The 24,085-nt window shown below is 30.5% G+C and carries 26 protein-coding genes and 1 riboswitch; of the genes, 25 read left to right on the forward strand and 1 reads right to left on the reverse strand.

The window, feature by feature from the left end; all coding sequences use genetic code 11:
- The 6 genes from nrdG to WBG30_RS05660 all read left to right on the forward strand — a co-directional run.
- The coding region (nrdG, locus tag WBG30_RS05635) for an anaerobic ribonucleoside-triphosphate reductase activating protein (RefSeq protein ID WP_424503668.1) at positions 1–587 on the forward strand (587 nt) is incomplete at its 5' end.
- 107 nt (positions 588–694) lie between these two features.
- A complete protein-coding gene (gene dinB, locus WBG30_RS05640) occupies positions 695–1,828 on the forward strand; it encodes a DNA polymerase IV (RefSeq protein WP_424503669.1) in 1,134 nt (377 codons plus the stop codon).
- Positions 1,829–1,870: 42 nt separating this feature from the next.
- On the forward strand, positions 1,871–3,160 hold the full coding sequence (locus tag WBG30_RS05645; protein ID WP_424503670.1) for a M18 family aminopeptidase: 1,290 nt from the start codon (positions 1,871–1,873) through the stop codon (positions 3,158–3,160).
- Between the two features lie 43 nt (positions 3,161–3,203).
- Positions 3,204–3,872, forward strand: a complete 669-nt coding sequence (locus WBG30_RS05650) for a response regulator (RefSeq protein ID WP_424503671.1) — start codon at positions 3,204–3,206, stop codon at positions 3,870–3,872.
- A gap of 35 nt (positions 3,873–3,907) precedes the next feature.
- The gene (locus tag WBG30_RS05655) at positions 3,908–4,249 is read left to right on the forward strand and encodes a hypothetical protein (RefSeq protein WP_424503672.1); all 342 of its coding nucleotides are present in this window, start codon (positions 3,908–3,910) and stop codon (positions 4,247–4,249) included.
- Positions 4,246–5,265 carry a sensor histidine kinase gene (locus WBG30_RS05660; RefSeq protein ID WP_424503673.1) on the forward strand — a complete coding sequence of 340 codons (1,020 nt, stop codon included), beginning with the start codon at positions 4,246–4,248 and terminating at the stop codon, positions 5,263–5,265. Before WBG30_RS05655 ends, WBG30_RS05660 begins: the two co-directional genes overlap by 4 nt.
- 65 nt (positions 5,266–5,330) lie before the next feature.
- Here the strand turns inward: WBG30_RS05660 and trhA are convergent, their stop codons facing one another.
- Complete coding sequence (gene trhA, locus WBG30_RS05665) at positions 5,331–5,963, reverse strand: PAQR family membrane homeostasis protein TrhA (protein ID WP_424503674.1); 633 nt, start codon at positions 5,961–5,963, stop codon at positions 5,331–5,333.
- 226 nt (positions 5,964–6,189) lie between these two features.
- Here trhA and WBG30_RS05670 point away from each other — a divergent pair, with 226 nt between their 5' ends.
- The 19 genes from WBG30_RS05670 to cbiB all read left to right on the forward strand — a co-directional run bounded on the left by WBG30_RS05670 (position 6,190) and on the right by cbiB (position 24,052).
- Positions 6,190–6,939: an HAD family hydrolase gene (locus tag WBG30_RS05670; protein WP_424503675.1), complete on the forward strand. Its 750-nt coding sequence runs from the start codon at positions 6,190–6,192 to the stop codon at positions 6,937–6,939.
- A gap of 17 nt (positions 6,940–6,956) precedes the next feature.
- Positions 6,957–7,925, forward strand: coding sequence for an NADH:flavin oxidoreductase (locus WBG30_RS05675; protein WP_424503676.1), 969 nt, complete (start codon positions 6,957–6,959; stop codon positions 7,923–7,925).
- 36 nt (positions 7,926–7,961) lie between these two features.
- The gene (locus WBG30_RS05680) at positions 7,962–9,191 is read left to right on the forward strand and encodes a mechanosensitive ion channel family protein (RefSeq protein ID WP_424503677.1); all 1,230 of its coding nucleotides are present in this window, start codon (positions 7,962–7,964) and stop codon (positions 9,189–9,191) included.
- A 126-nt stretch (positions 9,192–9,317) separates the two neighbouring features.
- Positions 9,318–9,869 (forward strand): sugar O-acetyltransferase, encoded by a 552-nt coding sequence (locus tag WBG30_RS05685; RefSeq protein ID WP_424503678.1) that lies wholly within the window; start codon positions 9,318–9,320, stop codon positions 9,867–9,869.
- Between the two features lie 184 nt (positions 9,870–10,053).
- Complete coding sequence (locus WBG30_RS05690; protein ID WP_424503679.1) at positions 10,054–11,760, forward strand: ABC transporter ATP-binding protein; 1,707 nt, start codon at positions 10,054–10,056, stop codon at positions 11,758–11,760.
- A 112-nt stretch (positions 11,761–11,872) separates the two neighbouring features.
- A riboswitch (cobalamin riboswitch) is annotated at positions 11,873–12,048 on the forward strand.
- A gap of 143 nt (positions 12,049–12,191) precedes the next feature.
- A complete protein-coding gene (locus tag WBG30_RS05695) occupies positions 12,192–13,112 on the forward strand; it encodes a sirohydrochlorin cobaltochelatase (protein WP_424503680.1) in 921 nt (306 codons plus the stop codon).
- Positions 13,113–13,117: 5 nt separating this feature from the next.
- Positions 13,118–14,116, forward strand: a complete 999-nt coding sequence (locus tag WBG30_RS05700) for a FecCD family ABC transporter permease (RefSeq protein ID WP_424503681.1) — start codon at positions 13,118–13,120, stop codon at positions 14,114–14,116.
- A complete protein-coding gene (locus tag WBG30_RS05705; RefSeq protein ID WP_424503682.1) occupies positions 14,113–14,892 on the forward strand; it encodes an ABC transporter ATP-binding protein in 780 nt (259 codons plus the stop codon). Before WBG30_RS05700 ends, WBG30_RS05705 begins: the two co-directional genes overlap by 4 nt.
- Positions 14,889–15,788, forward strand: coding sequence for an ABC transporter substrate-binding protein (locus WBG30_RS05710; protein ID WP_424503683.1), 900 nt, complete (start codon positions 14,889–14,891; stop codon positions 15,786–15,788). The genes WBG30_RS05705 and WBG30_RS05710 overlap by 4 nt, the downstream gene beginning before the upstream one ends.
- Positions 15,789–15,802: 14 nt before the next feature.
- Positions 15,803–16,450 carry a precorrin-8X methylmutase gene (locus WBG30_RS05715; protein WP_424503684.1) on the forward strand — a complete coding sequence of 216 codons (648 nt, stop codon included), beginning with the start codon at positions 15,803–15,805 and terminating at the stop codon, positions 16,448–16,450.
- Between the two features lie 8 nt (positions 16,451–16,458).
- Positions 16,459–17,634, forward strand: a complete 1,176-nt coding sequence (gene cbiD, locus WBG30_RS05720) for a cobalt-precorrin-5B (C(1))-methyltransferase CbiD (protein ID WP_424503685.1) — start codon at positions 16,459–16,461, stop codon at positions 17,632–17,634.
- Positions 17,621–18,274, forward strand: a complete 654-nt coding sequence (gene cbiE / locus WBG30_RS05725; RefSeq protein WP_424503686.1) for a precorrin-6y C5,15-methyltransferase (decarboxylating) subunit CbiE — start codon at positions 17,621–17,623, stop codon at positions 18,272–18,274. Before cbiD ends, cbiE begins: the two co-directional genes overlap by 14 nt.
- Positions 18,255–18,824, forward strand: coding sequence for a precorrin-6Y C5,15-methyltransferase (decarboxylating) subunit CbiT (cbiT, locus tag WBG30_RS05730; RefSeq protein WP_424503687.1), 570 nt, complete (start codon positions 18,255–18,257; stop codon positions 18,822–18,824). Before cbiE ends, cbiT begins: the two co-directional genes overlap by 20 nt.
- Positions 18,825–18,827: 3 nt before the next feature.
- A complete protein-coding gene (gene cobI, locus WBG30_RS05735; protein WP_424503688.1) occupies positions 18,828–19,547 on the forward strand; it encodes a precorrin-2 C(20)-methyltransferase in 720 nt (239 codons plus the stop codon).
- On the forward strand, positions 19,526–20,284 hold the full coding sequence (gene cobM, locus WBG30_RS05740; protein ID WP_424503689.1) for a precorrin-4 C(11)-methyltransferase: 759 nt from the start codon (positions 19,526–19,528) through the stop codon (positions 20,282–20,284). The genes cobI and cobM overlap by 22 nt, the downstream gene beginning before the upstream one ends.
- 81 nt (positions 20,285–20,365) lie before the next feature.
- Positions 20,366–21,400 (forward strand): cobalt-precorrin 5A hydrolase, encoded by a 1,035-nt coding sequence (gene cbiG / locus WBG30_RS05745; protein ID WP_424503690.1) that lies wholly within the window; start codon positions 20,366–20,368, stop codon positions 21,398–21,400.
- A gap of 242 nt (positions 21,401–21,642) precedes the next feature.
- A complete protein-coding gene (cobJ, locus tag WBG30_RS05750) occupies positions 21,643–22,374 on the forward strand; it encodes a precorrin-3B C(17)-methyltransferase (protein ID WP_424503691.1) in 732 nt (243 codons plus the stop codon).
- A gap of 2 nt (positions 22,375–22,376) precedes the next feature.
- Entirely contained in the window at positions 22,377–23,108 is a 732-nt protein-coding gene (cobK, locus tag WBG30_RS05755; protein ID WP_424503692.1) for a precorrin-6A reductase, read from the forward strand.
- On the forward strand, positions 23,105–24,052 hold the full coding sequence (gene cbiB / locus WBG30_RS05760; RefSeq protein ID WP_424503693.1) for an adenosylcobinamide-phosphate synthase CbiB: 948 nt from the start codon (positions 23,105–23,107) through the stop codon (positions 24,050–24,052). Before cobK ends, cbiB begins: the two co-directional genes overlap by 4 nt.
- Positions 24,053–24,085 lie beyond the last annotated feature (33 nt).

A 24,085-nucleotide genomic window follows, 5' to 3' on the forward strand; every position in this document is an offset into this window, starting at 1 on the left:
GATATAGTTTATTCTTTAGAGAGAACATATCAAAAGATATCCAAATCTATAAAACTAACTGCTTAAGAACTAAAAAAAGGGATGAAACGATGAAGATAATAAAAATATTTAAAGAAACCATATCTGATGGAGTTGGATTCAGATGCTCCATATACTTCTCTGGGTGCACCCACTACTGTGAAGGTTGCCATAACCACGAAACATGGAAGGGAGACATAGGAAGAGTCTTAGACCGTGAATACATGGATCAAATAGTAGAAGATATAAATTCTAACTACATGTTAGACGGAATTACCCTATCTGGAGGAGATCCGTTTTTTAATCCAACAGAACTTTTAAAGTTTTTAAAAGAAATAAAAGCAAGAACTCATAAGAATATATGGTCTTATACTGGATATACCTTTGAGACATTATTAAAAGACGCTACTATGAGGGAATGTTTAGATTATATCGACGTACTTGTAGATGGTAAATTTCAAAAAGCTGATTACTCTCCAGACCTCTATTTTAGAGGGAGTAGTAACCAAAGAATTATAGATATAAAGGATAGTTTAAGAAATAATCAAATAATTAATTTAGAGTTATAAAAAAACACCTATAACAGGTGTTTTTTTTATTTCCATTGCATTCGGCCATATGTTATAATATAATAGATTTATCAATAACTTTATGATGATGAGTAGGAGGAAAGGATATGAAGAGTAATAAAAGAATTATCCTTCACTACGATATGGATGCATTTTATGCATCAGTAGAGATAAGGGATCGTCCTAATCTTCGTGGGAAACCTGTAATTGTAGGGACCAGTGTTATAACCACTTGTAATTATGAAGCCAGAAAATATGGGTTACATTCTGCAATGAGTGTAGCAAAGGCCAGAGGGTTATGCCCGAATGGAATATACCTCAAAGTTGATAAAGAAAAGTATAGTAGAGTTTCAAAACAGATAAAAAATTTAGTTTTAAGGTTGACTAATAAAGTAGAATTTATAGCTTTGGATGAAGGATTTGTAGAGATTACAGATATTATAAAAAGTTATCTATCCTATGAGGTATTCGCTGAAAAATTTAAACGAGGAATATTTAAAAACACAGGATTGACATGTTCTATTGGAATAGGATATAACAAACTCAGTGCAAAATTAGCTAGTGATGCTAAAAAACCTGGAGGAGTTACATTTATTAAAGATATAGGTGAATTTGCTGATTTTATATCAGATAAAGGAGTAAAACTCATACCTGGGATAGGAAAGAAGACACAAGAAATACTTGGACTAAAAAATATTGTACAAGTATCTGATGTTTTAAAAATATCATTACAAGAACTCAGAAGTATTTTAGGGTATAATAGAGGGGAGATGATATATGAATATTGTCGGGGAATTGATAATAGGAAAGTATCGTCAGAATCAAAAACACACTCTATTAGTAATGAAAGGACTTATTTGTCACCCTTAGAGGATAAGGAATTTATATGGTCTGAATTTTTAAACTTGTTGGTGAAAACTCATAAGAGATTAAAAATTCAGAAATTTCACACAAAAACTTTAACTTTAAAAGTAAGATATTTGGATAGAAAAATCATAACTAAGTCTAAAAGTATGAATATAACTACTCAAAATATAGAAACTTTAAAAAAGTTGATGCTTGAGTTGTTTGAGGAGATTGATTTAGAGAAAAAAATTAAATTATTAGGGATAAATCTAGGTAATTTAAGTGAAAATAAAGAATATCAATTATCTTTTAAAAATATAGAGAATATAAAAAAGGAAAGGAAAATACAAGAATTAAAAGAAAAAATTAATAATTTCAGAAAAAATATTGTATAAGTAATACTAAGGGCAATATACATATAATTTTAGGAGGAAAAAATGAAAAAACTTGCAAATGACTTTATTAACTTTTCCCATTCTTCAAAATCTGTGTTTCATGCAGTAAAAAATACTGCTGATATATTGATAAGTAATGGGTACAAAGAGATTTTCGAATCTGAAAAGTGGAATTTAGAGATATCTGGGAAATATTTCTTTAAAAAAAATCATTCTTCACTGCTTGCATTTTCTATTGGAAATGGAAAGTTAAATGAATGTGGATTTAAAATATCAGGAAACCATACAGATTCTCCGGGATTTAGAATTAAACCTAATCCAGAGATGGTAGGAGATTCATATCTTAGACTAAATACAGAGGTATACGGGGGGCCTATTTTAAATACATGGTTAGATAGACCTCTAAGTATTGCAGGAAGAGTAGTAGTGAAATCAGAAAATGTTTTCAAACCTAAAACAATTTTAGTAAATATAGACAAACCGTGTTTGATTATTCCTAACCTTGCAATTCATCAAAATAGAGAGGTAAATAAAGGAGTTGAATTGAATAAGCAAAATGATACTCTACCTATTTTAACACTTATAAACGATGAGTTAGAGAAAGAGAATTTCCTATTAAAAATAATTGCAGAGAAAAATAATATAGATATAAATGAAATTTTGGATTTTGACCTATACTTATATGAATTTGAAAAGGGAACCCTTGTAGGATTAAATGAGGAGATGATCTCTGCCTCAAAGATCGATAATTTAGGAGCATTATATGTTGGTTTAGAAGCTTTTATTGAATCTGAAAACTTTAATGGAGTAAACGTATTAGCGTGTTTTGATAATGAAGAGGTAGGAAGCAGTACAAAGCAAGGAGCAGATTCAAATATGTTATTAAATACTTTAGATAGAATATCTCTTTCTTTAGAATTAAATAGGGAGGAGTTCTTCTGTGCATTATCAAATTCATTTATGCTTTCTGTAGATGGAGCTCATGCAGTTCATCCATCTCAAAAACAGAAAACAGATCCAATAATAAGGCCTAAGATGAATCATGGTGTAGCTCTTAAAGTTACTGCTAATCAATCTTATACTTCCGATGCACATTCATTGGCTGTAGTAAAACAAATCTTAGAACCTAATGGAATTCCGTATCAATACTTTGTAAATAGATCAGATACCCCAGGGGGGTCTACTATAGGACCTATTTCTTCTACACATCTAGATATAAATGCTGTAGATTTGGGATTAGCAATGATTGCAATGCATTCCATCCGTGAACTATGTGGCGTAAAAGACCTTACAAACTTAAAAAAATTACTTAAAAATTATTATTCCCTTTAAAATAAACAATTGGTTTGTTGAGGGGATACAGAGGAGTGGAAAAATGAAAATATTATTAGTAGAGGATGAAAAACAAATATCGGACTATATAAGTAAAGGTCTTTTAGAGGCGGGATATGATGTAGATGCTGTAGATAACGGAGAAGATGCTATAAGTTATGCTACAAATCATGATTATAGTTTAATATTATTAGATATTATGATTCCTAAAAAAAATGGTATTGAAGTGGTAAAATATTTAAAAAAGCAAAAAGATAGTACACATATAATTCTTATATCAGCAAAGGATCAAATTCAAGATAAAGTTGTAGGATTAGATGCAGGAGCAGATGATTATTTAGTAAAACCATTCGCTTTTTCTGAGTTACTAGCTAGAATAAGAGCTATTTTTAGGAGAAACAGTGAAGGAAATGATAATATTTTAATAGCTCAAAAATTAAAGATGGATTTAGTGAAAAGGGTTGTAACAAGAGATGAACAAATAATAGAATTAACAACTAGAGAGTTTAATTTATTAGAATATTTTATAGAAAATAAAAATACTGTTTTAACTCGTATGATGATTACAGAAAAAGTATGGAATATCAACTTTATTTCTGATACAAATGTAGTGGATGTATATATAAATCACTTGAGGAAAAAAATTGATAAAACATTTGATAAAAAATTAATCCATACTGTTAGAGGAGTGGGGTATATATTAAAAGATTAACTAAGTTTAGAAAAAATAATTTAATATTTATAACTATGGTTAAAAGTAGTGTTCGAAATTTTATTGCTTTGGGAGTTATTTTTACAGGAGTGTTTTTTTTAACTTCGAGTTTATTTAGAAATTATGTAGATAAAGAATTAGCTCATGAAGCTGCTGTATTTCAGTATCTATTAAAGGAAGAAGGAGTGGCTTTTGAAACTAATACCATGATAGACTATTTAGATCTTCTTCCTGTACGTTTAGATATAGTTGTTATAGATGTGGAATCTAAAAAACCTGTGTATGTGGAAATTAGTGATGATTCATTTATTTTTAGTAATTCTAAAGCTTTGACCAAACTTATAAAAGACATAGATTTAAAAAAAATACATATGTGACAGTTGAAAATAAAAGACTTCTAATAGGAAATTTTAATAATGGAGAAAAACCATATGTATATGCACTTATCAGAGATATTTCAGATGTAAAATTATACTTATCTTGGCTAACTATAACGTTTCTCATAATAAGTCTTTTAGCTATAATTTGGAATTATTATAATACCAATAATATAGTTGATACCCTTTTAATGGGGATAGACGAGATTACTAAATCAACCAACGATATTAAAGTTAATAATTTATCTGAAAGGATTGAAACTACATGTACAAATAAAAGTATATCCAACTTAATATCAACCTTAAATTCTATGTTAGGTAGGGTTGAAAATAGTTTTACTCAAATAAGTGAATTTACGGACAATGTCAGTCATGAACTAAAGACCCCTATAATGTCTATTAAAAGTATGATAGAGGTAGAACTTACTAATGAGAGGACTATAGAAGAATACCAAGAAGATTTAGGGAAAGTATTAGATGAAGTCAACTGGTTAAATAATATTATTCAAAAATTATTGATTTTTACTAAAAATCCTGAATCATTGGAGGGGTATTTTAGACCTGTTAATGTTGAAAAGTTAACTATGGAATTGTGTGAATTTATGGAAGTTCTTACTCTAGAAAAAGAAATAACTTTAACATGTACTTTAAAAGATAATGATAGAGAAGTATTGGGTGACGAATCATTACTTAGGGATATATTTTTAAATATAATATCCAATGCTATTAAATATAATAAGGTTGGAGGAGAGATAAATGTCACTTCTTTTAAGATTCAAGATAAAATCGGGATTAGTATCTCGGATACGGGAATTGGAATTAAAGAGAAAAATTTAAAAAAAATTACAGAAAGATTTTTTAGGGAAGACAAAGTTAGAACTACTAAAAAATCTGGTTCAGGACTGGGGCTATCTATCGTGTCTCATCTGGTAGAAGTACATAAAGGAAGCCTAGAAATTAAGAGTATTGAAGGAAAAGGAAGTTCATTTATTGTATATTTGCCAAAATTTAAATAAAATAGTAGGATTAATTAAAAAAGAGGTTTTCTAGATTTTACTAGGAACCTCTTTTACTATCATGTTTATATAGAATGATATATGGCTAGATAATGAAAGGTGGTGCCCCCAATTACAAAAAAATGCCAGATAACGTGGGTATATTTAACTTTTTTCATGGAGTAGAAGATAGCTCCTACAGAATAAAAAATTCCACCAATTATTAAGAACATAAGTGAGAGTGAATTTATACTGCTCTTTAAGTTTCCGAATACGAATACTACCATCCATCCCATAAATAGATAGATTAAAGTTGAAATTGTTTGAAATTTACCTGCAAATTTAATTTTAAATAAAACACCTAGACCGGTCAAAGTCCATTGAATAACTAAAATTATCCAACCTGTAATTCCTCCTAATATCAATAAAAATGGAGTATATGACCCAGAGATCAAGACGTAGATAGCTGAATGGTCTAAAATCTTAAAAATTTTTCTATATTTTCCAATAGGAAGGATATGGTATATTCCCGACATAAGGTACAAAAATACTGCTGAAAGACCAAAGACACTAAAACCTATAATTTGTTTTATTCCTCCTTCTTGTACAGCATGGATAACTAAAAAAGCTAGACCACTTATTGCCATTCCTGCTCCTAATAGATGAGTTATAGAACTCATATATTCTTCTAATTTTGAATATGGATTGATAACTTTCATTTTTCCTCCCTGTAGCACACGAAAATAACACTAGTTTTTATATTCATAGTGTAACACATGTAGGAGTTTAATTCTTTCATTATTAATTAAATTTAATTAATGACAAAAAGGCCTTTATAAGACATATTTTAATAAAAGGTAAAAACTAGTGGTTAAAAGAAAATAAGATTCGAATAAAATTATGTTATAATGCTAAGTATATTAATGGAATATGAGGAGGAGATTTATGAAAGCAGCATTTTTTGATATTGATGGAACTATATACAGAGATTCTCTTTTAACAGAGCATTTTAAAAGATTAATAAAATATGAATTGATAGATCCTAGACAATGGGAAAATAAGGTGAAAGATCTCTATACCCAATGGGATATGAGAGAAGGTGGCTACGATGCTTATCTACTAGGGCTAGTAGATAGCTACGTAGAAGCTATCCAAAATATAACGGTGGAACAAAATGAATTTGTAGCCAACCAAGTGATGGATGTAAAAGCAGGAAGAGTATATAAATATACTAGAGATAGAATAAAATGGCATAAAGCACAGGGACATAAAGTTATATTTATTTCTGGAAGTCCAGAATTTTTGGTATCTAGAATGGCAAAAAAATACGGTGCTGATGATTACTGTGGTACAATTTATCACTGTGATGGAGAAAGATTTACTGGGGAAACTACACCTATGTGGGATTCTGTTAGTAAGCAGAGAGCTATTGATGAATTTGTAAAAAAATATGGTATACATTTAGATGAATCATATGCTTATGGAGATACCAATGGTGATTTGACTATGATGGAATCGGTAGGACACCCAATTACAATAAATCCTGCAAAGGGTCTTTTAAAAAATATTCAAGCAAGTAAAAGTTTAAAGGAAAAAATTCAAATTATCGTAGAAAGGAAAGATGTCATTTATAAACTAAGATCAGATATAGATATATATGAGTGTTCATTTATTGAGGAATGGGAAGAGGAATAAAAAATTAGGAGAAAGATATGAAAATTAAAGAAAAAGTAAATTTGTTTACAGAGTTTAATATAAAAGGGATAACTTTGAAAAATAGGGTAGTTTTACCCCCTATGGTAAGGTTTAGTCTTATTGGTAAAGATGGACGTGTCACTGATGAATTGGTTAAATGGTATGAGGATATTGCCGTAGGAGGAGTCGGAATGATCATCCTAGAAGCTTGCTGTGTTGCCGAAGATGGTAAATTAAGGGATAATCAAATAGGAATATGGGATGATACCTTTATAGAGGGTCTTTCTAAAATAGCAGACGTTTGTAGAAAGCATAAAACCCCTAGTCTTATCCAACTTCACCATGCAGGATTCAAAGAGGAAATAGCTACAGTACCGGAGAAGAAATTAGATGAGATCTTAGAGGAATTTATAATGGCTTTTCACAGGGCAAAAAAATGTGGATTTGACGGGATAGAGATCCATGGAGCACATACCTATCTTATATCACAGCTTCATTCTAAACTTTGGAATAAAAGAAAAGATAAATACGGTGATAGACTATACTTTACTCGTGAACTGATAAAAAGAACAAAAGATATCTTTAATGATAATTTTATCTTGGGAATCAGAATAGGAGGTAATGAGCCTACTCTAGATGATGGAATTTATGTTGCAAAAGAGGTAGAGAAAGCAGGGGTCGATCTAATTCATGTATCTAGTGGAGTACCTGATCCTAGTTTTAAACAGGATAGAAAGATAGAAGTGCCAATAGAATTTCCTCTGGACTGGGTAGTATATCTAGGAGTAGAGATAAAAAAACATGTTAAAACCCCTCTAATAGCTGTAAGAGCTATAAGAAAAGAGGTAGAAGCGAGCTATTTAATTGAAAATAATTTAGTTGATTTAGTAGCTGTTGGAAGAGCAATGATATCCAGACCTCATTGGATCTCTTGGGCTAAGAAAAAATATAATTTTAGGAAGAATACTGGTGGGAAACTCTTATAAATTCAACTTAATAGAAAAGAAGGTAGGAGATATGATATGAATGGCTTTTATAATGTAATTATTGAATATTTAAATGTAAGCGGCTATTATCAAAAAATTATCATTGTGGGAATGATAATGACCTTAACTTTAATAGTAGCAATTGTTATGCACTATATTACAGATTATGTAATAAAAAATCATCTGATTAAATTGATTGAAAAAAGTGAAACTAAGTGGGATGATTTTTTAATTGAGAATAATGTTTTTAAATATTTAAATGCTTTGGTGCCGTTGATTGTTTTACAGATTATGATAAGAAAGTTAGATTTTTTTGAAACTTTTTTTGAAAAAATTATAGATATTGGAATGGTAATAATCTTTACCCTTATTGCAAATGGTATTTTATCCGTGTTTAGCGATATTTATAGCACATACAATATTTCTAGAAGAAAACCTATTAAAAGTTATCTTCAGGTGATGAGTTTATTTTTAGTAATTGTAGCTACAACTATATCTGTGGGAATAGTTATGGATAAATCACCCCTTAAAATATTAAGTGGGATAGGCGCAATGACAGCTGTAATTATGTTGATTTTCAAAGATGCTATCTTGGGATTCGTTGCGAGTATTCAATTAGCTGCTAATAATATGGTTGGAATAGGAGATTGGATTGAGATGCCGAATCAAATGGCTGATGGTGATGTAATAGAGATAAATTTGACCAATGTAAAGGTTCAAAATTTTGATAAAACTATTACAACCATCCCTAGTTATGCTCTTATTAGTAATTCATTTCGTAATTGGAAAGGGATGCAATCTACAGGAAGTAGGAGGATAAAAAGGTCTATATTTTTAGATAGTAATAGTGTAAAGTTTTTATCTTTGGAAGAGATTAAAGAGTATAAAAAAATTGATATTTTAAAAGGTTATATTGAAAAAAAACAAAAAGAAGTTGAGGAATCAAATAAAGATAAAAATGTTGGAGTTACTCTTATTAATGGGAGAAGATTCACAAATATTGGGATGTTTAGAGCTTATGTGGAACTATATTTAAAAAATAGTAACTATATCAATCAAAACTTGACTTTATTAGTAAGGCAACAAGAGCCAACGTTCCAAGGAATACCTCTTGAAATATATTGTTTTGCTAAAACAATTGTGTGGCAGGAATATGAAGGGATTCAATCAGACCTCTTTGAACATCTTATTCCTACAATCCATGAATTTAATTTATCAGTTTTTCAAAATCCTACTGGGAATGATTTTAAAATGTTAAGAAAATAAGAGGCTGTGGTCTCTTATTTTTTGATAAAAAATTGTATTAGATAGTAAACGTAGTATACTTAAACTGAAAAATTATTTTATAGTTATTAATAATTAAACTAATTTATATTGTAGAGGAGAAGTTATATGAAAAGTGAGAAGGAAAAGATGTTAGCAGGAGAATTATATTTTTCTGGAGATCAAAGTTTGGTAGACGATAGATTAATGGCTAGAATGTTAACTTCAGAATATAATGGAACTAGAGCCATTGAAGAAGAAGAAAGAGAAGAGATTTTAAAAAGATTAATTGTTGTAAAGGGAGACGCAAAAATACAACCTCCATTTCATTGTGACTATGGGTATAATATAGAGGTAGGAGAAAATTTTTACGCTAATTTTTCATGCACTATCCTAGATGTCAATAGAGTAATAATAGGTGACAATGTGATGTTTGGACCAAATGTTCAAGTGTATACAGCAACTCATCCCTTAGACCCTAAGGAAAGGATAAAAGGCCTAGAATCTTCTAAACCTATAACAATAGGGGACAATGTATGGATTGGTGGAGGAGCTATTATACTACCAGGGGTAACAATTGGAAAGAATACCACTATAGGAGCAGGAAGTGTAGTAACAAAGGATATTCCAAAGAATGTATTAGCTGGAGGAAATCCTTGTAAGATAATAAAAGAATTGTAAATCAATAGATTTCTGATAAAAGCAGTAAAATTTTAGGGAGAATTATTTTCCCTTTTTTTATCTCAATAGAGGGAGATTGTAGTTTTATTGTATAAGATATGATAAGATAATTTTAATGGTAGTAATCAAATGTTCAATAAAGACCGATAATTATCGAATATAAAATTTAAATTAAGGAGCTAAAATGGAAGAATTAAAATCATTTATAAAATATTACAAACCACATTTTAAATTACTCATATTCACATTAACATGTGCTATATTCCTTGCATCCTTGGATCTAGCTTTTCCAAAAATAATTCAGATAGTAATCGATGAAGTAATTCCGTCAAGGGATTTAAAAACATTTTATTCGATTTCTATTGGATTGATATTTATGTATCTATTAAGATATGTTTTTAGTTACTGTCAATTATATTATGGAAACGTTTTGGGAATCAAGATAGAAACCAAAATGAGAAAAGAATTATTTACCCATATTCAAAAATTATCTTTTAGTTATTTTGATAATAATAAAACTGGAGTAATTATGTCAAAATTAGTAAATGATCTCAGTGGGATATCGGAATTAGCTAATCATGGTCCTATAGATTTATTTATTGCAATAATTAGATTAGTGGGAGCGTTTGCTCTGATGATTACTTTAAATGTAAAATTAACTTTGGTTATATTTTCAGTTTTACCATTTATGATCTATTTTTCTATTACTCAAAAATGGAAGATGAAATTAGCCTTTGGGAAAACTAGAAAAAAAATAGCAGAGATAAACTCTTGTGCTGAAGAAAGCATTGGGGGGGTTAGAATAGTAAAACTCTTTAATAATGAAGACTATGAAATAGAAAAATTTGAAGAAAAAAATCAAGAGTTCCAAGAAGCTAAAAAAGAAACCTATAAAACTACTGCTGTTTTCTTTTCAGGAATCCATATATTTATGAATCTTATGCAGTTTATAGTGATATTTTATGGAGGTTATTTAATACTACATGGGGAATTAACCTATGGTATTTTAATTAGTTTTTTATTATATTCCTATAGGTTTATGGAGCCTATTAGAAAGATGATGATATTAGTTCAAAGTTATCAAAAAGGAATGGCAGGATATAGAAGATTTCGTGAGATGATGGGGATAACTCCACAGATAAAAGAAATAGAAAATCCAATAATTTTAGATGAAATAAAGGGAGAAATAGAATTACAAAATGTAAAGTTTTCCTATAAAAAATCATCTTTAATTTTAAATGAATTTAACTTGAAGATAAAACCTGGAGAAAATATAGCTATAGTAGGATCTAGTGGGGTAGGAAAATCAACGATTTCAAATCTAATCCCGAGATTTTATGATATTGATTCTGGAAAAATTACCATAGATGGAATGAATATAAGTAGAATAAAATTAACTTCCCTTCGTGAAAATATAGGGATTGTTCCTCAAGAGGCATTTTTATTTGGTGGAACTATAGGAGAAAATATAAGATATGGGAAGTTAGGTGCAACCAAAGAAGACCTTATAGAAGCATCTAAGAAAGCTAATATATATGAATTTATAAGTGCTCTACCAAAGGGGTTTGAGACTCTAGTAGGAGAGAGAGGAGTGAAACTATCAGGGGGGCAAAAACAAAGAATATCTATAGCTAGAATATTTTTGAAAAATCCAAAAATATTAATATTAGATGAAGCAACGGCATCACTAGATAATATTACAGAAAAATTAATTCAGGAAGCCTTGAAAACATTATCTAAAGACAGAACTACTATAACAATAGCTCATAGGTTATCTACAATTATAAATTCTGATAGAATCGTGGTTATGGATAAAGAAGGTGTAATAGAGACGGGAACCCATGAGGAACTTTTAAAATTAGAGGGATCTTATGCTAAACTATATCAATAAAACCAATAATATTAATAAATTTTAATCGAAAAAAGTTAAATTAATATTAAGTAGAAATAAAAATAAATATATTGTAAAAATAAAGTAAACATGGTATAAAGTTAATGACAATTTAATAAAATATAATCTTGGTTCGATTTGTATCGATTAAAAGGGAAGTGGGTTGAAATCCTACACGGTCCCGCCACTGTAAGACAGACGAAAATAGTATGCCACTGAAGAAATTTGGGAAGGACTATTAGTAGGGTGAAGTCAAGTCAGGAGACCTGCCAGATTAATTTTTACGAACTTGCGAGGACGAGGATGTAGACATTTGTATCTTTTTTGTATAAAATGTTTAGTTCCCTTAGTTTAGGGAACTTTTTTTTTGCACAATATAGATGTAATGTATCTTACTTTTTATTCTTAAAATTAAATTTAGGAGGAAAAAAATGAAAAAAGTGTTAGTGGTATTAATGATGTTGGTAATGGGTATAACGTTATTAGCAAAGGGTGCAGTACATGGACCATCAAAAGACCTATTTAAGGCAGAAAAAAAAGCTATTGTATTAGTAAGTTTTGGTACAACATATCCAGAAACAAGAGAAAAGACAATTATGGCTTTAGAGAAAGAGTTTAAAGATTCATATCCAGATTTTAAAGTAGTTACTGCTTTTACGTCTAGAATAATCATGAGAAGGATAAAGAAAAATGAAGGGATTACTTTTAATAATCCAAGTGAAGCATTAGATATATTAAAAAAAGAGGGATATACACATGTGTTAGTACAAGGAACACATATTATGAATGGTTTAGAATCTGAAATTTTAAAGAAAGAAGTAGCTTTACATGAAAATGATTTTAAAGTATTGAAAGTTAGTGATCCTCTATTGACATTAGTAGATGATTATAAAGCTGCTGCATCAGCACTAGCTCCTACTTATAAAGATTTAAAGAAAGATGAAGCGACTGTATTCATTGGACACGGAACACATCATCCAGGAAACTCTGCATATTCTATGATCGAGAATGTATTCCATGAGTATTACTCTGAAAATGTATTTTTCGGAACTGTAGAAGGTTATCCTACGTTAGACTCAGTAGTAAAACAATTAAAAGCAAAGAAAATTAAACATATAAATTTATATCCATTTATGATAGTAGCAGGAGAACATGCACATAATGATATTGCTATCGATATGAAAGAAGAACTAGAAAAAAAAGGATTTACTGTAAAAGTTCACCTAGTTGGATTAGGAGCAAATAAAGAAGTTAGAAAAATATATGTTGACCATGCAGAATTTGGATTAACTCATGAAAAAGAAAATATGCTAGCTAAAAAGAAAGAATATGCAAATGGAATGCAACCGTAAAACCTATGAAAAAATATTTTAAATTATGGACAACAATTGGAATAATACTATTAATTCTTTCAATATTCTTCTACCTTCAAATGGGATATATAAAAATTCCATTAAAGGAGGTAATAGAGAGTATTAAAGGTGGGGAGGGAGCTCCTAATTGGTATATTATCCATGAAGTGAGACTACCGAGGATTCTCACTTCGATATTAATAGGTTCAATTTTATCCATGTGTGGATTGGTATTTCAAGGGGTTTTATTAAATCCCTTGGCTGATCCATATACACTAGGAATTTCAAGTGGTGCTTCATTTGGTGCTGCTCTTGCGATAGTTCTAAATATAACAATTTTTGGAATTTTTAGCACACATATAGTATCATTTATATTTGCTATACTCTGTTTGACAGTTGTTATTAAGATGGGGTCTTTCGAAAGAAAAATGAACCCGACTTCTATAATATTAGGAGGAATAATTATTGGAGCTTTCTTTTCTGCAGGATTAAGTTTTTTAAAGTATTTAGCTGACGAGGGAGTAGGTTCTATTATATTTTGGTTACTTGGTAGTTTTACTGGAAAATCATGGATGGAAGTAAGCATCTTAAGTGCAATATGGGTCTTTGGATTCGTATTTTTTTGTTATTACGCAGAAGATTTAAATATACTAGCTTTAGGAGAAAAAAATGCTATCTCTTTGGGGATAAATCCCAGTAAAATTAGGAGGATACTCCTAGTTGTAAGTTCTATCTTATCGGCAGTGGCAGTATCTACCTGTGGACTAATAGGTTTTGTAGGACTAGTAGTTCCTCATCTTCTACGATTTATTATGGGGACAGATAATAAAAAATTAATTATAGGCTGCGCAATATGGGGTGGAGTTATTATGGGAGCTGCCGATAACGTAGTTCGAGTAGTATTACCTAATGATATTCCTGTAGGAGTGATAACATCGCTATTAGGAGCACCTTTCTTTGCTCTGATTTTTAGGAAAAAGATGGGAGGAGGGAACCTAAGATGATAGATATAAAAAAAATTAATTATTCTATAGATGGAATTCAAATCTTGGAGGATCTATCTTTCAAGTTTGATAAAGGTAAATTTTATGGAGTCTTAGGACCCAATGGGAGTGGTAAAACTACTCTTTTGGATATTTTGAATGGATATAAAAATGCTCCAGAATCTGAGATCTATATAGAAAATAAGGAATTAAAGGAATATTCTCATTTGATGCTAGCAAAAAAAATTGCGATAGTTCCACAAAAATTTGATATAGTATTTCCTTTTTCTGTTTCAGATATATTAGAGATGGGAAGATATCCATATAAAAAAAAGTTTTTTAGCCTACAGAAAAAAGATTATGATATTATCGACAGGGTAATAAAAGAAATAGGATTAGAAGAATTTTTAGATAAAGATATAACCACTCTCAGTGGAGGAGAGGAACAAAGGGTAATATTTGGGAAGGCATTGATTCAGACAACACCTATCTTATTTTTAGATGAATCTACTTCAAATTTAGATCCTTATTATTCCCATACTCTACTTAGCCTTGTAAAAAAAAGGGTGGAAGAAGAAAAGACCACAGTTATAGGAGTATTTCACGACTTTAACTTAGCGTCACTTTATTGTGATGAAATCCTCTTATTAGAAAAAGGTAAGATTGTAACAAGTGGAAAAACCCAAGATGTACTTAATTCAAATAAATTAGAAGAAGTATTTAATATAGGATGGCAAAAATATAAAACAGAAAAGAATACATTTGTATTCCCCAAATTAGGAGATGATCTAAAGTGAATAAAATAATAAAACTATTATCGATATTTATTTTTGTGACACAGTTATGTTTAGCTTCTAACATAGAGGTGATAAGCGAGTCTGGGAAAATAATAGATCTAACAAAACCCCATACGAAAATAATCTCTCTCTACGGGGCTCATACAGATGTTTTAATAAATATAGGTGCTAAAGGGAATTTAGTAGGAGTAGATAAAAGTAATACTAATCTAGGAATAGAAGTTTTTTCCTATAAAGATAGTGTAGAAAAATTTATATCTGCAAAGCCAGATTTAATCTTAATAAGGCCCATGATAAGAGATAGATTCAGTGGACTGATAAGATCGTTAAAGAATGCAAACCTAACAGTAGTGACTATAAAACCTACTAAATTTGAGGAACTAGATAACTATTGGTTGACATTGGGTAAACTAAGTGGTCATGAAAAGCAAGCTATTCAGTATACAGATGATTTTCATATAAATTTAGCATTATTAAAGAAAAAAGCTGATTTGATACCTAGTAATGAAAGAAAAACGGTTTTTTTTGAGGCTAGACATAAAACCAATCAAACAACCTCACTAGATGGTATACCAGCTTATATTTTAGGAGTATTAGATATAAATAATATTGCGTATGATGCTACTCCTGCAAAACAAGGATCTAGTGTAGCTAATTTCCCCAAAGAATTATTATTATCTCGAGGAGAAAAAATAGATGTTTATTTAGCACAGTATGGAGCTATGAATAGACCTACTGTAGATATAATAAAAAAAGCATCTGGCTATAAGGCAATAAGAGCAATAAGGGAAAATGAGATCTATATAATAGACGAATATAATGTATCGAGACCAACAAATGGGTTATTAGATGGGATAAAAGAAATAGGACATCTTGTCTATCCAAAATATTTTTGACAGGGAGGAAAAAAATGAGTTATGTAAAAAAGCCTATGGCAATTGAAAATAAAAGTTTTGAAATAATCACCAGTGAATTAGGGGAGAAAGCAGAGAAATTTACAGAAGGTGAATTAAAAATAGTAAAAAGATTGATTCACACTACTGCCGATTTTGAATATGCTGATATAATTGAGATATCAAAAGATGCAATAGAAAGTGGTAAAAAAGCCATCGCAGAGGGAAGTAAGATCTATTGTGACACTAATATGATTGTAAATGGTCTGAGTAAAAAAACTATGGAAAAATGGAATGTAGCTGCTTACTCTTTAGTTTCAGATGAGAAAGTAGTAATAGAGGCAAAAGAAAGAGACTTAACACGTTCTATAGTTGGGATGGAAAAAGCAATGGAAGATGAGAAAACAAAGATATTTTTGATTGGAAACGCTCCTACAGCTTTATTTACACTGATGGAAGCCATTGAAAAAGGATATAGACCAAGTCTTGTAGTTGGAGTGCCAGTTGGATTTGTAGGAGCTGAGGATTCTAAAGAAAAATTAAGGAAACTAGATATTCCTTATATTGTAACTAGAGGTAGAAAAGGTGGTAGTACCGTTGCAGTAGCTACATTCCACGGTATTTTATATGATATGTATGACAGAAAAGGATTTTTAGGAGAATAATTTTAATTATGAAATTAGATAAATATACAGTCCAAAATGGAAAAAAAATGAGGTATGGATACACTACTGGGTCAACTGCAGCAGGAGCTTGCAAAAGTGCAGTAGAGATATATTTTCAAAAAGAAGACATATCCACTATAGAGATAGAAACTCCTAAGGGATGGGATTTAAATCTAGATATAAATAGTATTGAGATAGGAACCCACAATAACTCTAAATATGTAAAAACTAGTATTATAAAAGATGGTGGAGATGACCCTGATGCCACTGACAAGATAGAGATGTTTGCAACTGTTAGGGAAGTATTAGAGGGTGAAGAGATAGAAGATAGAGGAGATAATTTTATAAATGAAAAAAAAAGTATATCTTTATGTGGAGGAATAGGTGTAGGAAGAGTTACTAAAAAGGGCTTACAGGTAGCCATAGGGAAACCAGCAATAAATCCTGTACCTGTTCGAACTATATTTTATGAGATTGAAAAGATCCTACCTAAAGATAAAAAAATAGAAGTTACCATAGATATTCCAATGGGAGTCGAGATAGGGGAAAAGACATTTAACCCTAAATTAGGGATCTTAGGTGGCATATCTGTCTTGGGAACGACTGGAATAGTAAAGCCCATGTCAGAAGAAGCCTTTAAGGACTCTATAGCCATAGAATTGAAGATGCTCCTAGAAGAATATTCTGAAGATACTATAATTATTACACCTGGTAACTATGGAAAGAAATTTTTGGTGGAAGAATTGAAGATCGATCCTAAAAAAATCCTTATTATCAGTAACTTTATGGGGTTTATCTTAGATAATATAAAAGTATTGGGGTATAAAAAAATAATTTTAGTGGGACATATAGGAAAACTCATCAAGGTAGCTGGGGGGATATTTCATACCCATTCAAAGATATCTGATGCTAGAATGGAAATATTAGGAGCTAATGCTCTATTAGCAGGAGAAGACCCAGAAGATGTAATTAAGATAATAAAATCTAATACGACAGAAGAAGGATTATCCTATCTAAAATTAAAAGAAACAAATAAAATCATCGCAGAAAAGATTAAACAAAAATGTGAGAGTAGAGTTTTTGATGAAGTGAAGGTAGAGGTATTAACTTTTTCCTTTGATCATGGAGAATTAGCTAGAACAAATGGATTTGATAGGATGGTGGATAACTATGGAAAAAATTAACATATTGGGACTAGGCCCTGGAAATAAAAAATATATCCTTCCTATAACTAAGGAATATATAGAAAACTCCGATATATTGATCGGAGGTAGGAGAAATATAGAATCTTTAGGAGTACTTACTGAAGGGAAGGAAATAAGATATATATATAGGTATTTAGATCAATTATCTATCTATATCAATGAAAATAGAGATAAAAGAATTTCTCTGATAGTTTCTGGGGATACAGGATTTTATAGTATGGTTCCCTTTATGAAAAAACATTTTGAGATAGAAGATCTAAATATTATTTCAGGAATCTCCTCCATGCAATATATGTTTTCTACAATAGGTTTTTCCTATGAAAATACTTTTATCGCTAGTGTTCATGGCAGGGAATGTGATTATATTACACCTATAAAAGCAGGAAAAAAAGCAGGACTCCTCACAGACAATAAAACAACTCCTCAAGTAATCGCACAAACCTTGTTAGAAAATCAAATAAAAGGGACTATATTTGTAGGAGAAAGATTGAGTTATGATGATGAAAGAATAACAACCATGAGTTTAGAAAATATGGCAGATTTAAAAATTATTTTTTATATAAATGTAGTTATAGTAATACCTAAAAGAGGTGAAGATAATGTTTCATATAGAAGATAAAGAATTTATCCGCGGAAAAGTCCCTATGACTAAGCAAGAAGTTAGGTGTATATCTATAGCAAAACTAGACCTAAAAAGAGATAGCGTATTAATCGATATAGGAGCAGGATCTGGCAGTGTTGGAATAGAGGCTTCTAATTTTATACCAAAAGGAAAAGTTTTTGGGATTGAGATAAACCCTGATGGGATAGAAGTAATCCACCAAAATCTAGAAAAGTTTAATGTGACAAACTATGAATTGATAGAGGGCCTAGCTCCAAATAATATTCCTGAAATAGAAGTAGATAGGATGTTTATAGGTGGATCTAAGGGAAACTTAGAAACTATATTAGAATGGCTCTTGAGCCACTCTAAAGAAGAAGCAAAGGTAGTTATAAATACTATAACTTTAGAAAGTTTAGGAGATGCTATGAAAGCATTAGAAAAACTTAAATTTTGCGAGATAGAAGTAATTAACATAAATATAGCAAGAAATAAAAAAATAGGTAGATACAATATGATGATGGGTGAAAATCCAATATATATTATATCAGCTAAAAGGAGTAAATAAAAAATGGCAAAATTATATGGTATAGGTGTAGGTGTAGGAGATCCAGAAATGTTAACGATGAAAGCTGTAAGAGCTCTAGGAGAATCAGATGTAGTGATCTTACCTCGTGCAAATACAAAAAACTATAGTACAGCATTTGAAATCGCAAAGGGATATATGAAAGAAGATATCGAGAAGGTATTTTTAGACTTTACAACTGTAGATAATGATAAAATACGCGAAGATGATAGATTAGAATATTCAAAAATTGTAAATAAATTAGTAAAAGAAGGAAAAAATATAGCATTTATAACTATCGGAGATCCTATGACTCTTAGTACATTTGTATATGCCATGGAGTTATTAGAAGATAAGATAGAGGTTGAATCTATTCCTGGAATTACTTCATTTGCATCTATAACTTCAAGACTAAGAACACCTTTACTCATGGGAGATGAAACATTAAAAGTTATACCTATTGCAAAGGAAACAAACTTAGTAAAAGAGATAGAATCAGCTGATAATTTAGTATTTATGAAAGTTACTAGAAATTTAGAAAGATTAAAGGAAGCATTTAGAGAAACTGGAAATATGAACAATGTAGTTTTAATCTCTAATTGTGGAAAAGATTCAGAAAAAATTTATTATGATTTAGAAAATGTCACTCGTGATGATATCTCATATTTTACAACTATATTACTTAAAAAGGGTGGTGTAAGACAATGGCAAAAGTATTTTTCATAGGAGCAGGCCCTGGAGATCCAGAATTAATAACAGTAAAGGGACAAAGACTAGTAAAAGAAGCAGATGTTATTATCTATGCAGGCTCATTGGTACCAAGACAAGTTATAGAATGTCATAAGGTAGGAGCAGAGATATACAACAGTGCTTCTATGAATCTAGATGAAGTAATAGAAGTAACAGTAAAGGCTATAAATGATGGGAAAATGGTAGCTAGAGTACATACAGGAGACCCTGCTATATATGGAGCTCACAGAGAACAAATGGATATTTTAGCTAGTCATAACATAGAATTTGAAGTTATCCCAGGGGTAAGTTCATTCCTGGCATCAGCTGCAGCTATAAAAAAAGAGTTTACACTTCCAGATGTAGCTCAAACAGTTATTTGTACAAGAATGGAGGGAAGAACACCAGTTCCAGAGCTAGAAAAATTAGAACTTTTGGCATCTCATAAAACTTCTATGGCAATCTTCTTATCAGTACAGATGATAGACAGGGTAGTAGCTCAATTATTATCTCACTATGACTTAGATACACCAGTAGCAGTAATCCAAAGAGCTACTTGGGAAGATCAGAAAATAGTAATGGGAACATTAGAAAATATAGCAGAAAAGGTAGAAAAGGCAAATATCACAAAAACAGCTCAAATTTTAGTGGGTAGATTTATGGGTGATGAATATTCAAAATCAAAATTATATGACAAGCATTTTACTCATGAATACAGAGAAGGAATAAAGTAAACCCAACTCTTTCCTTGTTGTCGTTTGCTCTTTATTAAAGTTGAAATCACAAAAAGGAAGGGTTGATTAAAGGAGGCTCCTATGAGATTAGCTATTATCACACTAACTAAAAAAGCTACTAAAAAAGGAGTAGAGATAAAAAAACTCCTCACTCCTACAAATAGATTTGAAATTATAAATATATTTACATTATCAAAATATAGTGATGATAAAACTATTCCTATGGAGAATGGATTTAAAGAGACTATATCTAATATATTTAATAGTTATGATAGTTTATATTTTATCATGGCAAGTGGAATAGTTGTAAGAACGATAGCTCCCTTCCTAAAAAGTAAAGATATAGACCCTGCTGTAATTACAAGTGATGAAGATGGAAAATTTATTACATCATTACTTTCTGGTCATTTAGGAGGAGCTAATGAGCTAGCCTCTCTCATAGCGGAAAATATTGGTGGAATTCCTATTATTTCTACAGCTTCAGATGTATCTGGCAGCATAGCGGTAGATACTATAGCTATGAAGCTAAAGGCACACCTAAGGGATCTAGAGAGTGCAAAAGATGTAACAGCTCTTATAGTCAATGGAGAAAGGGTAGAGCTAAGATTACCAAAGAATATGTCAGTAAAGCTAGATTCTAATTCTCTTGATTGTGAGAAACCAAAGAATATAAAAAAAGATATAGCAGGTATAGTGGTTATGTCTAATAGGCTTAATATTGAGGTAACACAGATAATTCCTAAAAATATAATATTAGGTATTGGATGTAGAAGAAATACTTCTGCTGAAACTATACTAGATAGTATAAAGTTAACTATGAAAGAATCTAATCTACACATGGATAGTATAAAACATATTGCCACTGTAGATGTAAAAGCAGATGAAATTGGATTATTAGAAATTTGTAATAGACTAGATAAAAAATTGATAATCATAGATAGGGAACAGATAAAACCTATTCAAGATAACTATGAAGGTTCTGACTTTGTAGAAAAAACTATAGGAGTGAGATGTGTATCTGCTCCTGTAGCATATTTATCTAGTAATAGAAGTGGTAAATTTATAAAAGAGAAGAAGAGGTATAATGGTGTGACAGTATCAGTATATGAGGAGTAAACTCTTCCTTTTTATGGTTTCTCGATTGACGAGTACGAAATTTTCTTCTAGTTATAAGAAAATTACGATGTCAAAGAGAAACCGAAGCAGTAATCATCTTGTTTTTTAGTTCTCCTCTCCTAATTTAGGAGAGGAGGTAGAGGTGAGGTCTAAGGTTTAGTGCAATTTGTTAAAAAGAAAAAGAGAGAGAGAGGGTAATTCATAAATTACTCGTATTAATAAAATTTAGAGGAGAATATATTATGGAAAAAGGGAAAATATACGTAGTTGGAATGGGGCCTGGAAATAAAGATAATATGAGTTTTAAAGCCTTTGACTCTATGAAAAAATCGGATATATTAATTGGACATAAAACATATATTTCATTGGTAGAAGATATGTTCCCCGAAAAGGAATTAATCAGATCTGCTATGAAAAAAGAGATAGATAGATGTAACGAAACATTAAAACTAGCTGAAAGTGGGAAAACTATATCTTTAATTAGTAGTGGTGAATCAGGAGTCTATGGAATGGCAGGTATCATGTTAGAAGTAGCTTTAGACAGTGATATAGAAGTAGAGATAGTACCTGGAATTACAGCTTCTAATGCTGGAGCAAGCGTTGTAGGAGCTCCTATAATGCATGATCATGCAACGATTAGTTTGAGTGATCTATTAACTGACTGGAAATTAATAACAAAGAGAATAGACTTAGCTTCTCAAGGGGATTTTGTAATTTCGTATTACAATCCTAAGAGTTTTTCTAGAACGACTCAAATTGTAGAAGCTAGAGAGATTATGCTAAGACACAAAAGAAAAGATACGCCTGTAGCAATCGTAAGAAATGCAAAGAGAGATGGTGAAGATTATGTTATCACTACATTAGAAGATATGCTAAATCATGAGATAAATATGTTTACTGTAGTAATAGTAGGAAACTCTAAAACCTATGTAAAAAAGGGAAAAATGATTACACCTAGAGGATATAAACTTTGATTTTGCTAGCTGGAGGGACTAAAGACTCTAGAGTAATAGCTGAAAAGCTTTTGATAGATAAACATAAGGTCATAGTTACTACAGCTACAGAGTATGGAGGACAATTGATCTCTCATTTGGATTTAGAAGTGAAAGTAGCAAAATTAGACTTAGAAGGGTTGAAAAAATTAGCTAATGAGATGAATATAAATAAAATAGTAGATGCCACTCATCCCTATGCCGTTGAAATTTCTAAGAATTTACTTGAACTATCAACAATTTTAGAAGTGCCATATTATAGATATGAACGAAGCATGTTAGAATATGAAAAAGAAAATAGTTTTTATAATTTAGAGGAGTTAATTAATTTTCTAGAGGGAGTAAAAGGTAATATACTACTTACTTTAGGAAGTAATAATATCCATCGATTTAAAGATTTAAAAAACAAAAAATCTGTCTATGTTAGGATACTTCCTACTGAATATGCTATAAAAAAATGTGAGGATGCAGGATTTAGGCCCTCACAAATACTAGGTCTTCAAGGCCCATTTAATACAACTTTTAACCAAGCTATCTACGGGAATTATGATATAAAATACCTTGTAACTAAAGAAAGCGGTGCTACAGGTGGGGAACTAGAAAAAGTAGAAGCAGCTTCAAACTTAGGAGTAAAAGTAGTAGTTTTAAAAAGACCAGTAGTTCAGTATAGAAATCTTTATAATAAGATAGATGATTTGATAGGAGCGATTAAATGAGAGTTGAAAATATAATATTAACTGGATTTATTTTGGATTTAGTATTTGGGGATCCGAGGAGCTTATTGCACCCAGTAGTAGTAATAGGACGAATCATTACTTTTTTAGAAAAAATATTATATAAATATAAAAAAATAGGTGGAATAATATTAAATTTAATAGTTGTAGGATTAACTATTGGAGTGACATATCTAATTTCAGGATATCTAGAGATAATTGAGATTTATCTAATATACACTATATTTGCTACTAGATCATTGGCTCTTGAGGGGATGAAAGTATTTAATATATTAAAGGGAAAAGATATGCAACTAGCAAGAAAAGAACTCTCCTACTTAGTCAGCCGTGATACAAATTATATGCAGGAAAAAGATATAGTTAGGAGTGTTATGGAAACTATCTCTGAGAATACAGTAGATGGGATAATATCACCATTATTTTTTATGGTAGTTGGATATTTAATTGCACCTGCAACGCCTTTGGGAGTGGCCCTTGCAATGGGATATAAGGCTATTAATACATTGGATTCTATGGTAGGATATAAAAATCAAAAGTATAAAGACTTTGGATGGTTTTCAGCTCGCGTAGATGATGTAGCTAATATTATTCCTGCTAGATTAACAGGAGGGATACTTATCCCTATATCAGCATTTTGTCTTAGATATGATTTTAAAAATTCATGGAAAGTGTTTTTTAGAGATAGATATAACCATGCAAGCCCAAATTCAGCACAATCTGAATCGGCAGTAGCAGGAGCATTGGGGGTTCAATTTGGAGGAGCTACCAGTTATTTTGGTAAATTGAAGGAGAAACCCATGATAGGAGATAAAAAAAAAGAATTTGAATTAGAAGATATAAAGAAAAATATTAAATTGATGTATGGATCATCTATACTGGGTATAGGAATAGCTTATGCTGTACTTATACTAAATAGTTTGAACTAAAAATTTATAATTAAGGTGAGGGAGAAGATAAGA

It is taken from the genome of Psychrilyobacter sp., assembly GCF_049671765.1.
Lineage (GTDB): Bacteria > Fusobacteriota > Fusobacteriia > Fusobacteriales > Fusobacteriaceae > Psychrilyobacter.

Coding starts and splice junctions, on each gene's coding strand:
- dinB (WP_424503669.1), top strand. CDS start 695: ATGAAGAGTAATAAAAGAATTATCCTTCACTACGATATGGATGCATTT.
- WBG30_RS05645 (WP_424503670.1), top strand. CDS start 1,871: ATGAAAAAACTTGCAAATGACTTTATTAACTTTTCCCATTCTTCAAAA.
- WBG30_RS05650 (WP_424503671.1), top strand. CDS start 3,204: ATGAAAATATTATTAGTAGAGGATGAAAAACAAATATCGGACTATATA.
- WBG30_RS05655 (WP_424503672.1), top strand. CDS start 3,908: ATGGTTAAAAGTAGTGTTCGAAATTTTATTGCTTTGGGAGTTATTTTT.
- trhA (WP_424503674.1), bottom strand. CDS start 5,963: ATGAAAGTTATCAATCCATATTCAAAATTAGAAGAATATATGAGTTCT.
- WBG30_RS05670 (WP_424503675.1), top strand. CDS start 6,190: ATGAAAGCAGCATTTTTTGATATTGATGGAACTATATACAGAGATTCT.
- WBG30_RS05675 (WP_424503676.1), top strand. CDS start 6,957: ATGAAAATTAAAGAAAAAGTAAATTTGTTTACAGAGTTTAATATAAAA.
- WBG30_RS05680 (WP_424503677.1), top strand. CDS start 7,962: ATGAATGGCTTTTATAATGTAATTATTGAATATTTAAATGTAAGCGGC.
- WBG30_RS05685 (WP_424503678.1), top strand. CDS start 9,318: ATGAAAAGTGAGAAGGAAAAGATGTTAGCAGGAGAATTATATTTTTCT.
- WBG30_RS05690 (WP_424503679.1), top strand. CDS start 10,054: ATGGAAGAATTAAAATCATTTATAAAATATTACAAACCACATTTTAAA.
- WBG30_RS05695 (WP_424503680.1), top strand. CDS start 12,192: ATGAAAAAAGTGTTAGTGGTATTAATGATGTTGGTAATGGGTATAACG.
- WBG30_RS05700 (WP_424503681.1), top strand. CDS start 13,118: ATGAAAAAATATTTTAAATTATGGACAACAATTGGAATAATACTATTA.
- WBG30_RS05705 (WP_424503682.1), top strand. CDS start 14,113: ATGATAGATATAAAAAAAATTAATTATTCTATAGATGGAATTCAAATC.
- WBG30_RS05715 (WP_424503684.1), top strand. CDS start 15,803: ATGAGTTATGTAAAAAAGCCTATGGCAATTGAAAATAAAAGTTTTGAA.
- cbiD (WP_424503685.1), top strand. CDS start 16,459: ATGAAATTAGATAAATATACAGTCCAAAATGGAAAAAAAATGAGGTAT.
- cbiE (WP_424503686.1), top strand. CDS start 17,621: ATGGAAAAAATTAACATATTGGGACTAGGCCCTGGAAATAAAAAATAT.
- cbiT (WP_424503687.1), top strand. CDS start 18,255: ATGTTTCATATAGAAGATAAAGAATTTATCCGCGGAAAAGTCCCTATG.
- cobI (WP_424503688.1), top strand. CDS start 18,828: ATGGCAAAATTATATGGTATAGGTGTAGGTGTAGGAGATCCAGAAATG.
- cobM (WP_424503689.1), top strand. CDS start 19,526: ATGGCAAAAGTATTTTTCATAGGAGCAGGCCCTGGAGATCCAGAATTA.
- cbiG (WP_424503690.1), top strand. CDS start 20,366: ATGAGATTAGCTATTATCACACTAACTAAAAAAGCTACTAAAAAAGGA.
- cobJ (WP_424503691.1), top strand. CDS start 21,643: ATGGAAAAAGGGAAAATATACGTAGTTGGAATGGGGCCTGGAAATAAA.
- cbiB (WP_424503693.1), top strand. CDS start 23,105: ATGAGAGTTGAAAATATAATATTAACTGGATTTATTTTGGATTTAGTA.